General features: G+C 65.9%; 13 protein-coding genes and 2 tRNA genes. 2 read left to right on the forward strand and 13 right to left on the reverse strand.

The window, feature by feature from the left end; translation table 11 throughout:
- Positions 1-8 precede the first annotated feature (8 nt).
- The 7 genes from murI to ADJ79_RS03015 all read right to left on the reverse strand — a co-directional run bounded on the left by murI (position 9) and on the right by ADJ79_RS03015 (position 7,253).
- Positions 9-908 (reverse strand): glutamate racemase, encoded by a 900-nt coding sequence (gene murI / locus ADJ79_RS02985; RefSeq protein ID WP_050714725.1) that lies wholly within the window; start codon positions 906-908, stop codon positions 9-11.
- Between the two features lie 1,239 nt (positions 909-2,147).
- Positions 2,148-2,909: a 3-oxoacyl-ACP reductase FabG gene (gene fabG, locus ADJ79_RS02990; protein ID WP_050714726.1), complete on the reverse strand. Its 762-nt coding sequence runs from the start codon at positions 2,907-2,909 to the stop codon at positions 2,148-2,150.
- Between the two features lie 7 nt (positions 2,910-2,916).
- A complete protein-coding gene (locus ADJ79_RS02995; protein WP_050714727.1) occupies positions 2,917-3,444 on the reverse strand; it encodes a hypothetical protein in 528 nt (175 codons plus the stop codon).
- Complete coding sequence (locus ADJ79_RS03000; RefSeq protein WP_050714728.1) at positions 3,441-4,340, reverse strand: beta-ketoacyl synthase chain length factor; 900 nt, start codon at positions 4,338-4,340, stop codon at positions 3,441-3,443. Before ADJ79_RS03000 ends, ADJ79_RS02995 begins: the two co-directional genes overlap by 4 nt.
- Positions 4,334-5,575: a beta-ketoacyl-[acyl-carrier-protein] synthase family protein gene (locus ADJ79_RS03005; RefSeq protein ID WP_371256943.1), complete on the reverse strand. Its 1,242-nt coding sequence runs from the start codon at positions 5,573-5,575 to the stop codon at positions 4,334-4,336. The genes ADJ79_RS03000 and ADJ79_RS03005 overlap by 7 nt, the downstream gene beginning before the upstream one ends.
- Positions 5,576-5,592: 17 nt before the next feature.
- Positions 5,593-6,369: a class I SAM-dependent methyltransferase gene (locus ADJ79_RS03010; RefSeq protein WP_050714730.1), complete on the reverse strand. Its 777-nt coding sequence runs from the start codon at positions 6,367-6,369 to the stop codon at positions 5,593-5,595.
- Entirely contained in the window at positions 6,366-7,253 is an 888-nt protein-coding gene (locus ADJ79_RS03015) for a polysaccharide deacetylase family protein (protein ID WP_253273855.1), read from the reverse strand. The genes ADJ79_RS03010 and ADJ79_RS03015 overlap by 4 nt, the downstream gene beginning before the upstream one ends.
- Before the next feature lie 504 nt (positions 7,254-7,757).
- Here ADJ79_RS03015 and ADJ79_RS03020 point away from each other — a divergent pair.
- Positions 7,758-8,030, forward strand: a complete 273-nt coding sequence (locus ADJ79_RS03020) for a transposase (protein WP_082202856.1) — start codon at positions 7,758-7,760, stop codon at positions 8,028-8,030.
- 5 nt (positions 8,031-8,035) lie between these two features.
- Here ADJ79_RS03020 and ADJ79_RS13915 read toward each other — a convergent pair whose 3' ends face one another.
- From ADJ79_RS13915 to pgsA, 6 genes are all read right to left on the reverse strand, one after another.
- Positions 8,036-8,203 carry a hypothetical protein gene (locus tag ADJ79_RS13915; RefSeq protein WP_156303992.1) on the reverse strand — a complete coding sequence of 56 codons (168 nt, stop codon included), beginning with the start codon at positions 8,201-8,203 and terminating at the stop codon, positions 8,036-8,038.
- Between the two features lie 183 nt (positions 8,204-8,386).
- A tRNA-His gene (locus ADJ79_RS03025) sits at positions 8,387-8,462 on the reverse strand.
- A 30-nt stretch (positions 8,463-8,492) separates the two neighbouring features.
- Entirely contained in the window at positions 8,493-10,433 is a 1,941-nt protein-coding gene (locus ADJ79_RS03030) for a SurA N-terminal domain-containing protein (protein ID WP_050716363.1), read from the reverse strand.
- Positions 10,434-10,506: 73 nt separating this feature from the next.
- A tRNA-Val gene (locus tag ADJ79_RS03035) sits at positions 10,507-10,582 on the reverse strand.
- A gap of 58 nt (positions 10,583-10,640) precedes the next feature.
- Positions 10,641-10,982, reverse strand: coding sequence for an HU family DNA-binding protein (locus tag ADJ79_RS03040; RefSeq protein ID WP_172674013.1), 342 nt, complete (start codon positions 10,980-10,982; stop codon positions 10,641-10,643).
- Positions 10,983-11,100: 118 nt separating this feature from the next.
- Entirely contained in the window at positions 11,101-11,688 is a 588-nt protein-coding gene (pgsA, locus tag ADJ79_RS03045; RefSeq protein WP_050716364.1) for a CDP-diacylglycerol--glycerol-3-phosphate 3-phosphatidyltransferase, read from the reverse strand.
- A gap of 661 nt (positions 11,689-12,349) precedes the next feature.
- Between pgsA and ADJ79_RS15550 the strand changes: the two genes are divergently transcribed.
- The gene (locus tag ADJ79_RS15550) at positions 12,350-12,478 is read left to right on the forward strand and encodes a hypothetical protein (RefSeq protein ID WP_256381505.1); all 129 of its coding nucleotides are present in this window, start codon (positions 12,350-12,352) and stop codon (positions 12,476-12,478) included.
- The last annotated feature ends 161 nt before the right edge of the window (positions 12,479-12,639 follow it).

Genomic DNA, 12,639 nt, shown 5'->3' on the forward strand with positions numbered 1-12,639 from the left:
GCTGCGCCTCAAGCCGTGCCCGGCGCTGATTCAGCCGCCGCCAGATTCAGCCGCCGCGCCGCCGCCAGCAAGGCCGCCGCGCTGCCCGTGGCCAGCAGCCGCACCGCGCCGGGGGCCGGGCCGGGGTTGAGCAAGCCGGCCGCTGCCAGCAGGCGGCGCGCGTGGCGGGCCACGGGCGGGCCTGGCTCCAGCAGCACCACGGCATCCGCGCTTTCGTTTTCGCTCTCGCCTTCATCCGCCTTTGCCTTCAGGCCCGCGTGCCGCCGCCAGGCGGCCTCGGCCAGCGGGTAATGCGTGCAGCCCAGCACCAGCGTGTCGATCGCGCCGGGCTGCGGCCCCAGCGGCCCCAGCGCGGCCAGGTAGCGGGCGATCAGCGCATCCGTGCGGCCTGCATGCAGCCCGCCATCAGGCAGGATGGCTTCTTGCTCGATGGCATCGGCCAGCCCGTCGCACGGCTGCAAAACAAAGCGCACTTGCGGCGGCTGCGCGGCCAGCAGGCGCGCAAAGCGCGCGCTTTGCAGCGTGCCGCGCGTGGCCAGCACCCCCACGCACTGCGTGCGCGTGCGCGCCGCCGCCGGTTTGAGCGCCGGTTCAATGCCCACGATGGGCCACTGCGGCCAGCGCGCCCGCAGTGCATCAGCGCCCGCCGCCGTGGCCGTGTTGCACGCAATCACCAGCGCCTTGGCGCCGTGGTCTTCCACCAGCTCGCGCGCAATGGCCAGGCAGCGCGCGGCCACGAAGGCGCTGCCTTTTTCGCCATACGGGGCGTAAGCGCTGTCGGCCACATAAATGAAGTGCTCATGCGGCAGCTGCGCGCGCAAGGCGCGCAAAACCGAAAGGCCGCCCACGCCGCTGTCAAACACCCCGATGGGCTGATGGCACTGGGCCGGAAACGTGGCGGAAGGCATGACGAAAAGACGGGGGAGAAGGCGGAGAAAAAGCAGGGCAGAAAGGCCAGAGCGCGCGCGCAGCTTGGCAGTTTACGAGCGCTGCACTTGGAGCCGGCATGCCGCGCTGGCGCATGAGAACTTGTCCAAAGTCTGTCCGTGGGGGCGGAAAGCGCGGACGGGGCCTGGTCTCGGGCGCTCTTGGGCCTTGCAACCCATCCCGACTCCTGAGCTTTTGCCTTCACAGCCAAGCTCAGGTTCTGAGGCCAGCAGCAAACAGGCACGCGGAGAAGCCACGCACGCGGAGAAGCCACGCAGAGAGAGCAGGCTCGCAGCGGTTCGCGCCTTGCTCCGGACCGTACACGTTTGACTAGGGCCTGCTAATGACCGAGTGACCGAGACTGAATCACAGCCAAAGCCAGTTCCGGATCAGTTCCTGGCCCCCTTTGCTGGCGTGCCGCTGGCCCGTCATCAGAGCGGACTTGAGCAGATTGCCGGCGCATCGCACAAGGCCCGTATCCTGGCGCTCACGCCCCCCGAGTGAGTGGCCTATGGCCTGGCTTCGAGTCCCGCGCCCGAGCCGTGACGGTGCACTTTCACGATCGTGGCGTCGGCCATGGCGCATTCCATATTTGGCTGGCTACTGACCGCATCAAGGCGTTTTTGCCAGATGTGCCGGCCTTGACCCCGTCGCGAAAGTGCTTGAAGACGGTGTTGCATTTGTCAAATTCTTCGAGCCAATCGCGCCAGGGGCTGCCTGTGCGCACGATTCACAGCGCGGCCTCTGCAAAAAAGCGCTTATTCGTGCCTCTTGACCCCGCATTGCCAGGCTTGCCAGGCAGTGCGGGACCATCAGTGCCCACTGCTTGTCGCTCAATACTCATCTTTTCATGGCGGAATTGCTGCACAACAGGAAGATTCTCAACAGGCCCTAAACGAAAGCGGCTTGTGCGGCACGCCTGCGGGCTGGGCCTGTCTGGATATATCAAAAACAGGAGCAAATTGAAGGGCTTCAAATACCGCTTCGCGCTCGTTTCACCAAGACGTTACGCTATGAATTAAAGAGCGAAATAGAGGCTGGCTCGTGAACGGAACGCGTGCGCTGGCGGGCTTGGCGCCTGTTCAGAGCCTGGCCGTGAGGGCGGCAGATCGGGACAGGCTGCAAGACGCAAACCGCAGACAGGCCTTGCGGCCCGGCGAATTTGCAACGCCGCAGACCGCCCGAGTCCGCGCTTTTCTTTTGCATCCACGGACAGGCCCCTACTGATACAGCGCGCCATTGATGCCGATGGTCTGGCCGCTGATGTAGGCGGCGCGGTCGCTGGCGAGGAAGGCGACGAGGTCGGCCACTTCCTGCGGCTGGCCCGCGCGCTGCATGGGCACGAGGCGGCGGATGGCGTCTTCGTCAAAGGCACGGGCGGACATGTCGCTGGCGATGATGCCGGGGGCAACGGCATTGACGGTGACGCCCCGGCTGGCGCATTCGAGGGCAAGGGTTTTCACGGCGGCGTGCAGCGCGCCTTTGGCGGCGGCGTAGTTGGTCTGGCCGCGGTTGCCGGCCTGTCCGGCCACGGAGGTGATGGCGATGATGCGGCCCCAGCGCGCGCGCAGCATGGGCAGCATGAGGGGCTGGGCCACATTGAAAAAACCGTTGAGGTTCACGTCGATCACGCGCTGCCACTGCGCGGCGCTCATGCCGGCAAAAACAGCGTCGTCATGCGCGCCTGCGTTGCTGATGAGCACTTGAATGGGGCCGCTCGCCAGCGCCTGTTGCAGCGCGGCGGCGCTGGCGGCGGCGTCGGTTACGTCAAAAGCCAGGGCTTCGGCGCTGCCGCCTGCGGCGCGGATGCTGGCGGCCAGCGCCTCGGCGGCGTCCAGGCGCGTGTTGGCGTGGGCCAGCACGTGCAGGCCCTGTGCGGCCAGGGCGCGGGCGATGGCGCTGCCGATGGCGCCGCTGGCGCCGGTGACGAGGGCGCGGCGGGGTGTGGATGAAACGGCGGCGGGAGTGCGGGCGGCGGTCATGGAGGTGTCAGGGAACGCTGGGGGCGCACGGCGGCGTCAGCTGCACCACGGCGCGGCCTTGCAGCAGGAGCGGGCCGCTTTCGGCCTGAATGTTCCCGGCGTGAATGTTTTCGGCATGGAGGGTAAAGCGGTACAGGCGCGTGGGGCCGCTGACGGCGTCAGAAAGCACGCTCACGAGCAGGCGGGCGGCCACGCCGTCCAGCCGCGCGGCGTGGAAGGTGACGGCGCGCACGCTCACCAGCATGCCGCCAGCGGGCGCGGCATGGCCTTGGGCTTCGGCCAGCAGCGCGCCGTGCAGGGCCATGGCCTGCCCGGCGTATTCAATGCCGCAGGCTGCGCCCAGGCGGCCTTGCTGGCGCAAGGGGTTGCCGGGGTCGCGGTGGCTGCCGGCGGCGCACAGCAGGCCGTTTTCGCTGGCTTGAAGCACGCTGTCCAAGAGGCACATGCGGCCCTGGTGGGGCACGCGGGCGGCGATCCAGCCGTGGCCCTGGCCTGCGGCGGCGTTGAAAAAGCGGCCGGTGCTGTCAGTGTTCATGGCGCGGCGGGGCTGGCAGCCAGCGGCGTGATCTCAACGCGCAGCACTTGCGGCGGCAGGTAGGTCAGCGCCACGGGCTGGGCTTGGGGTTGGACGTGGGGCCGGGTGCGGCCTGCCGCAGCGGGCGCGGCCAGCGCCGCCAGCAGCGGCAGGCCCAGCCAGGGCGGCAGGGCGGCGGCCATGCTGGATAAGGCTTGCAGGCGGGCGGCCAGCGCGGCATCGGTGCGGGCTGTGACGGATTGCACGGTGTCGGCAACGCCCTCGGCCAGCGCGCCCCGGCAGGGCAGGCTGAGGCGGGCCAGCGCGCACGGGCCAGGCGCAGGGGCCAGCACCAGCGCCAGCGCGCTGGCGTCGGGCACGGGGCGGCAGGCGCGCAGCGGTTCGGGGTGGTCGCTGTCGCTGGCCAGCAGCAGTACGGGCTGGCCGCCGGTGGCCACTTGCGCCATGGCTTCCAGCAGGCCGGCGGCAAAGCTGGCGTCGTGGGCGCTGAGCGTTTGCGAAGCGGGCGTGGCGCCGGTGGCGATCGACCAGTAGCCAGCGGCAGCGTTGTGCACCGAGTTGTGAAAGCGCGTGGGCGAGACCTGCCGGTCTTCGCCCGCCAGCAGCTCGCAGATGGCGTGGCAGTTGTGGCCGTCGCCGCCGGAGCTGGCGAACACGCCGGGCAGGCTGGCGGGGTCGCGTCCGGCCTGGCGGCAGGCTTGCAGGCCCGCCGCCAGCGTGGCCTTGACGATGCGGCTGGCGCGGCGGCGCTCGGCGGCGGGCAGCAGCTCGGGCGCGGGCAGAGCGGCGGGCGCATTGGCCCAGCCCGCTTCGCCGCGCAGCACGGCCAGCGCCTGCGGCCAGCCGTCCAGACCGGGGCCGAGCAGGCCGATGCCTTCAATCCACGCATTCAGCATGCGGCCTCCCCGTCAGGGCGTGAAAGAGAAAAAACCAGGCTGGCATTACTGCCGCCAAAGCCGAAGGAGTTGGATAGCGCGTGGCGCAGCCCGGGCGCGGGCGCGGGCTGCATCACCACGTTCAGCGCCAGCGCTGCATCAGGCTGGCGCGTGCCCACGCTGGCAGGCAGCAGGCCGTGGCGCAGGGCCAGCGCGCAGATCACGGCTTCCACCGCGCCGGCCGCGCCCAGCGTGTGGCCCGTCATGCCCTTGGTGGAGCTGCACGGCACGCCGCTGCCCGCGTGGCCGGGACCGAACAGCGCGCTGATGGCGGCGGCCTCGGCGGCGTCGTTGGCCTGCGTGGCGGTGCCGTGCAGGTTGATATAGCCGATGTCGGCGGGCCGCAGTCCCGCGCGCTCCAGCGCCTGTCGCATGGCTGCGCGCGCGCCCGCGCCTTCGGGGTGGGGCGATGACATGTGGTGCGCATCGCTGGATTCGCCCCAGCCGGCGAGCATGACGCCGCCCGCGCCATCCGCATCGCCGCTGGCCGCGCCGGGCCGCTCCAGCAGCGCGAAGGCCGCCGCCTCGCCGATGGACAGGCCCTGCCGCTGCGCGTCGCACGGGCGGCAGGGTTCGGGCGCCGTCAGCTGCAAGGAGGCAAAGCCGTACAGCGTGGTCAGGCACATGGAATCCACGCCGCCCACAATGGCCGCATCCGCCAGCCCGGCGGCCATCATCCGCTGGGCGGCGGCGAACACCTTGGCCGAAGAAGAGCAGGCCGTGGAAAGGGTGAGTGCCGGGCCGCGCAGGCCCAGCGCCTCGCGCACGAAGGCCGTGAGCGACCCCGTGTTGTGCGTGGCGCGGTAGTCGAACCAGGCGGGCAGCGCGCCATCGGCCCCGCGCTCGCGGTAGGCCAGCTCGGTGGAAAGAATGCCGGAGGTGCTGGTGCCCAGCGCCAGCGCCACGCGATCCGCGCCGTAGCGGGCGATGGCCGCGCGCGCCGCTTGCAAAAAGCCATCGGCTTGCAGGCCCAGCCAGGCCAGGCGCTGGTTGCGGCAGTCGTAGGCGGCCAGCGCGGCAGGCAGCGTGGCGCTGTCGATGCCCGGCGCTTCGCCTATCCAGGTGGGCAGGCGGGCGGTTTCAAAGTCGCACGGCTTCAGGCCGCTGCGCCCGGCCCGCAAGGCGGCCAGCAGCGGCTGGCAGCCCGCACCCAGGGCGGTGGTGGCCGTCATGGCGCTCACGGCCAGCGGCTTAATGGGAGAAAGGGCTTGCGTCATGCTGGAGAAGCTGGCGCGCGGGCGATAAGAAAGGTGTTGGCAAAAGGCAGCCCGCCCGGCGTAGGCGCGGTTTGCACCGCAAGGCCGAGCGCGCGCAGCGCTGCCGCCCATTCGTCCAGGGGCCGCGCGTGCAGGCGCGCCAGGCCGTGGCCGCGCGCCAGCGTCACCAGCTGGTCGGCCCACAAGCTGAGCTTGAAGCGCAGGCCGCCTGCCGCGTCGCCCACGCGCAGCGCCAGCGTGCCGCCGGGGCGCAAGGCGGCGCGCGCGCGGCGCAGCACATCGTCTTGCTGCTGCAAGGGCATGTAATGCAGCACGTCAAGAATGGTCACCACGTCCACGGCGGCCTCGCCGAAAGCGGCCTGGCAGATATCGGCCTGCTCCACGCTCACGCGCTCCTCGTCGCCTGATGCGCGGAAGGCGGCCTGCCCGCGCGCCACGTCGGCGGGCATCAGCTCCAGCGCGCGCAGGCGGCGCACGCGCGGCGGCTCGGGCCAGCCTGCGGGCCACGCGCCGGATTCAAAACGGTCGCGCGCGGCCAGCAGCCACGCGGCCAGCACGGCCTGGCCGCAGCCCAGATCCAGAAAGTCTTGCGCCTGCGGCGGCAGCGCGCCCATGCGCAGCAAGGCCAGAAACATGGGATCGCCGCCCAGCTTGCCGCGTGCGAAATGCCAGGCAAAGCGCCCGCCTGCGCGAAAACGCTGGCTGGCCGCATCCACCAGCGCGCGCTGCAAGGCGCGCTCGTCTGGCGTGAAAGCATCATGCAGACCGCTCATGCCGCCACCTTGTCCAGCGGGCAGACGGCTTCGCCGCCCTTGAAAGCCTCGTTCAGCGGCACGCTGCGCAGGCGCTGGCCGCGCAGGGCCTGCAACAGGCGCGGCAGCACGGCCAGCACCACGGGCCGCCCGTCGGGCGCAAGGGCGGAGTTGCCGTCATGCAGCAGCAGCAGGTCGCCCGCAGCCAAACCGCGCGTCAGGCGCGCCGTGACCACGCCAGCGTCGGCGCAGCGCGTGTCGTAGCCACGGCGCGTCCATGAAGCCAGCAACAGGCCCTGCCGGTGCAAGATGGGGTCCAGCAGCGGATTGCGCAGCCCCGCCACGGCGCGGAAGAACTGCGGCGCACGCCCCGTCACCGAGCCGATACTGGCCTGCGCCTGCGCCACCTGGCGCGACATGCGCCGCCAGCCGTAAACGGAAAAAGCATGCGGGTGCGTTTCGGTGTGGTTTTCAATGACATGGCCGCGCCGCGTCATCTCGCGCGCCAGGGCGGCATGGCGGCGCACGCGCTCGCCCACGCAAAAGAAAGTGGCGCGCATGCGCGCTTCGTCCAGCAAATCCAGCACGCGGGGCGTGACTTCCGGATGGGGGCCGTCGTCAAACGTCAGTGCCACTTCGCCGCGCGCGGCGGCCTGCGACGGCAAGCGTGTGAGGTTCGGCCCCAGCCCCTGGCTGCGCGGCCACAGCCCCACGCCTGCCAGCGCCGCATGGTTGGCCAGCAGCACGCCCAGCCAGGCGGGCCAGCTCTGCGGCAGGGCCGCCACGGCCCCCAGCCCCAGCAGATGCAGCCAGGCCGAGGCTTGCAGCGCAGGCGCGGGTTTCCACGGCCCTCGCATGCGCCTGATGGGCCTCACGGGCATTTCTTCTGTTGCGTTCGCACTCATGGCGGCAATTATGTTTCAGCCCCTTCGTTGGACCAGGGCGCGAAGGCGCGTGGAAACCGCTTCAGGAAAGGAGCCGCAAAGCCAGCCTGCGCCAAGGCTCCGGGGCCGGGAGCCTCCGTCCGCAACTGGCTTGCGGAATGGATGAAGCGGCGGGTTCCTGCCCGCCCGCGCCACAAACCTGGCATGCCTCACGGGCCAGGCTGCATCAAAAACAGGAGCTAATTGAAGCGGCAAAAATGCCATTCAGCGCATTTTCCACTAGGACCTATTGCTATGGATAAAAGAGCAAAAATGGCTTTGCGCTTTCGTCCTCTGGCATTCAGTCTTGCGCATTCGTTGGCAGCGTCTTGCCCGTGCCGGACTCATTGCATGGACAGACCGTGGCCAGACGCTAGGGCCTGTTGAGAATCTTCCTCTTGTGCAGCAATTCCGCCATGGAAAGATGAGTATCGAGCGACAAGCAGTGGGCACTGATGGCCCCGCACTGCCTGGGCAAGCCTGGCGATGCAGGGCCAAGAGGCGCGAACAGGCGCTTGGTTTGCAGAGGCCGTGCCGTGGATCGTGCGCACAGACAGCCCCTGGCGCGATTGGCTCGAAGAATTTGGCAAATGCAACACCGTCTTCAAGCGCTTTCGCGACGGGGTCAAGGCCGGTATCTGGCAAGAACGCTTTGATGCGGTCAGCGGCCAGCCGGATATGGAATGCGCCATGGCCGACGCCACGATCGTGAAAGTGCACCGTCACGGCCCGGGCGCGGGACTCAAAGCCAGGCCATAGGCCACTCACTCGGGGGGCGTGAGAACCAGGATACGGGCCTTGTGCGATGCGCCAGCAATCTGCTCAAGTTCGTGCTGATGCCAGGCCAGCGGCATGACAGCAAAGGTGCCCAAGAACTGATCCGGAACCAAAAGTTTGGGGCGCTGCTGGCGGACAAAACGTTTGGTGTCCAATGGCAGATAGAGCCATTACAAGCGCAAGGCGTGCCAATCGTGATCTCGCAAAGACCCGATCGACGCCAGCTTCAAGGCTGCGGTTTATCTGGCTTTGGCTGTGATTCAGTCGCGGCAATTTTCAACAGGCCCTAGGCCTGGACAAAAAAAACGCCGCCCGAAGGCGGCGTTTTCATGAAAGGCTGGGGTGGCTGATGGGACTCGAACCCACGACGACCAGAATCACAATCTGGGACTCTACCAACTGAGCTACAGCCACCACGTAAAACGGCAAATTATAGCGGGGGTTTCAACGCCCGGCTTCTTCTGACGCAGCGGTCTTGGATTCTTCCACCAGGATGCGGGCCTTGAAGCGCTGCTTGAGCAGCTCGTAATAGGCCAGCGCTTCCGCCGCTCCCCAGGCTATGTCGTATTGCTGGCGCATCTGCTGGGCAACTTCAGTCTTGGTTTCCGAGCGGGGCACGATTTTTTCAATGCGCGCCAGGGTGTAGCCCTGCTCGCCCAGATCGACGCCGATGAAGGCGGGCAAGGCGCTGGCATCAGCGCGCAGCACGCCTTCAACCACGGCGGCGGGCAGATCGTGCGTTTCTTCGCGCGAGAGGGTGATGGCGGCGGGCAGGCCCTTGGCTTCTTCGGGCTTGGCTTTCCAGCCGGCAAGTTTTTCCGTGCCTTCCTTGCGGGCGGCTTCAGCGGCGCGTTCGGCAATCAGGCGCTCGCGCACGGCGGTTTTCACTTCGTCAAACGGGCGTGGATGGGCGGGCGTGTGCTTGACGACGCGGCCTGCCACAAGCTGGCCAGGAGCGAATTCGATGGCTTCGGTGTTGTTCTTGCGCTCCAGCGAATCAGGCGCGAAGAGGGCGGAGAGGAATTTGGCATTGGCCAGGGGCTTGACGATGGCGTCTGGCTGCACGGTGCGGGTGACGTTGGTGGCCGTCTGGATGTTCAGTTTGAGCTTGTCGGCCACGGGTTGCAGGCTGTCGGGCTGCTCGTACACGTCGTTGCGGAAGGCTTCGCCATGCTCGGCGGCCAGTTTCTGTGCCTGCTCGGCGAGCAGCTGCTCCTTGAGCTGGTCTTTCACCTTGTCGAAGGCTGGCACGTCGGCGGGTTTGAGATCGGTGAGATGAACGATGTGGTAGCCATAGTCGCTTTCCACCACGCCGCTGATATCGCCTTTGTGGGCCAGCGCGAAGGCGGCTTCGGCAATCGCGGGTTCTATGCCCCTGTCTTTGCGGAAGAAGCCCAGGTCGCCTCCATGGGCGGCGCTGGCATCGTCTTGCGAGGCGCGCTTGGCCACTTCAGCGAAGGCGGCGGGGTTCTTGCGCACTTCATCCAGCAGCTTTTCGGCTTCGGCCTTGGCTTTTTCGCGCTCGGCGGCAGGCGCGCTCTTGTCGGCGGCGACAAGGATGTGGCTGGCGCGGCGCTCTTCAGGCGAACCCAGTGTGGCCTGGTTGTTGTCGTAATAGGCTTTCAGGTCGTCATCGCTGATGCTGGCCTGCTTTTTCATGGCGTCTGCGTCCAGCACCACGAATTCGATGTCCACCGCTTCGGGCGCCTGGTAGTCGCTCAGGTGGCTGTCGTAGAAGGCCTGCAACTCGGCGTCCGTGGGCTGAAACTGCTTGGCATAACCGGAAGCGGGCAGGCTGAGAATCTGCACCTGGCGCTGCTCCAGGAAGGCATCCATCACGGGAGCAACCTGCGCGGGCAGCGCGAAGCCGCTTTGCGTCACGCCCGCCAGCACCTGGCGGGCGGAAAGGTCGGCGCGCACGCTGTTTTCGAACATTTCTGGCGTCATGCCCTGGCGCGCGAGCACCTCACGGTAGCGGGCCATGTCAAGCTGGCCATCCGCTGAGCGCAGGGAAGCGATGAAGGGGTCTTCACGAAGCTGCCTGGCTAAGCGCTTGTCTGTGGTGACCAGGCGCATTTTCTGCGCAGCCACGGCCATGACGCGCTCGCGCAGCATCTGCTCCAGCGTGATGCGGCGCATCTGCGGCGTGTCCAGCAGGCTGACATCTACGCTGGGGTTGGCTGAAGTGATGCGGTCCACCTGCTGGTGATGCGCCTGGTCCCATTGCTGCTGGGTGATGTTGTGCCCATCGACCGTGGCCACCACCCGCGCGTTTTCATTGAAGCGCGTGTAGCCTTCAATGCCGAACAGCACGAACGAAGGAATGATCAGGATGAACAGCAGCCACATGAAAAATTTCATGTGATGCCTGAAAAAGTCGAACATGGCCGGAAATTCCTGGAGCTGGATCTGAAACAAAAAAGGCGAACGGGGGTGTTCGCCTTTGTGTGAATGCGGGTGGTGGGTGCTGAGGGGTTCGAACCCCCGACCTACGCCTTGTAAGGGCGCCGCTCTACCAACTGAGCTAAGCACCCCCGCTTGCAGGAAGGAAACGGCGTATTCTGCCTGAAATGTGCGCGTTTTTTTCGCGCGTTAATTGAGCGCGTCCTTGAGCGCCTTGCCCGGACGGAATTTGGGCACGCGGGCCGGCTTGATCTTGATGGCGGAGCCGGTTCTTGGGTTACGCCCCGTGCGCGCGGCGCGCTTGCTCACGGCGAAAGTGCCAAAGCCCACGATCGAAACCGTGCCGCCCTTGCGCAAGGTGGCGCGCACGGCATCTACCGTGGCTTCCAGGGCGCGGGTGGCTGCGGCCTTGGAGATGTCTGCATGCTGCGAGATGTGCTCAATCAGTTCTGTCTTGTTCACGGACGACCTCTGGGTCAGATGGCATGGTTTGTTTGGTGGGTGCGCGGGGCCGCAAAGGGGCCGCGCCATCGCGTTTTCCTGCCCTTGCACTGGCCCTGTGGCGGGGCTGGCAGACAGTCAAACTGATTCTAGACGCAGGCTTCAGGCCGCATGACGCAACTTCAATTATTCGCTTCAGAATGTATATTTATGTGTTCTTGTGTTGGCTGTTTTGCAACGCGCGCTTGCGGATTTCGGGCACGGAGCGTTGCAGGTAGTAGGCCATGGACCAGATGGTCAGCACCGCTGCCGCCCATAGCAGCAGTGTGCCCCACCAGCGGGCGTTCAAGCTCCAGAGCGCGCCGTCATACAGCAGCAGCGCAATGGCGGCCATTTGCGCGGCCGTTTTCAGCTTGCCTGCCATATGCACAGCCACGCTTTTGCTCGCGCCAATTTGCGCCATCCACTCGCGCAAGGCGGAAATGGCAATTTCACGGCCCACGATGATGAGCGCAATGAAAATGTCGGCGCGCTGCAAATGCACCAGCACTAACACGCAGGCGCATACGAGGAATTTATCCGCGACCGGATCGAGAAAAGCGCCAAAAGCCGAGGTCTGCCCCAGCCTGCGGGCCAAAAAGCCGTCCAGCCAGTCGGTGAAGGCGCACAGCATGAACAAACCCGTGGCCAGCAGGTTGCACACAGCTTCCGGCAGCGGCAGATAAAACACACCTACGATGAGCGGTATGAGAAAAATGCGCGCCCAAGTCAGCAGGGTGGGAATTGTTAGAAACATGGCAGGCGATTGTGGCATGTGAGCAGCAGGCGTCAGATGGGCAAATCGCTATCTCTGGCGATGAAACACACTCCTTCATTACTATCAAAAAAATAGTAATTGGTTTGGAGAGGAAGAGCGCTTGCAAGAAAACAGTGCCACGCAGTGAATTGGGGCTGTACGATGCGTTTTGCACTGTAGCTGCAGCGCATTGACTGCATTGGAGAGCCTTGTCCAACAACTTTTGGCTTTCCTCAAAGAGAGAATTTGCAGCAAACTATCGTCATGTATCCAAGTGACATGACCGATGAACAGTGGAGTGCAAAAGCGCTTTCCGACAGGTAAACGCGCAAGCAGACCCCGGGCGCACAGCGCCCGAGACATAATCAACGCCATCTTCCATGTGCAAGCCACAGGTTGCCAGTGACTTGCTCTGCCCAAGGACTACCCGCCCTAGAAACAGGTCTACAACACCTTTGCCCGCTGCTGGCGCCAGCGCGGCGTGTGGGATGTGCTGCTGGCTCTGTTGCGCCAGCGGGTGCGCGCCAAGGCAGGCGGGCTAAACCCAGCGCGGTCATCATTGACTCCCAATCGGTCAAGACCGTCTCAAAAGGGTGGGGCAGCGCGGATATGACGTAGGCAAAAAAATCTTGGGGCACAAGCGCCACACAGACGTAGCATGATGGAACTGCTGCTGGCCGTGGTGGCGCCTTCTGTAGGCATTCAGGACCGGGTAAGAGCCAGTGCTTTGCTGGTGAGGCTGTTCTTGCGCTTTGAGTGTCTGAAGATCATCTTTACCGATGGCGGCTAAAAGGGAAGTCTGATCAATTGGGCGCTGAGCATGTTTGGCTGTGAGTAATGAGAAACGAATCGAAATAGGTGGCAAGGCAGCTAACTACAGACTGGCCTTGCAGCCCGGTGAAGATTTACAGCGCCGCAGATTGCCCGATTCCACTCTTTCGCACCCAAGGA

This window comes from Ottowia sp. oral taxon 894, assembly GCF_001262075.1.
Lineage (GTDB): Bacteria > Pseudomonadota > Gammaproteobacteria > Burkholderiales > Burkholderiaceae_C > Ottowia > Ottowia massiliensis.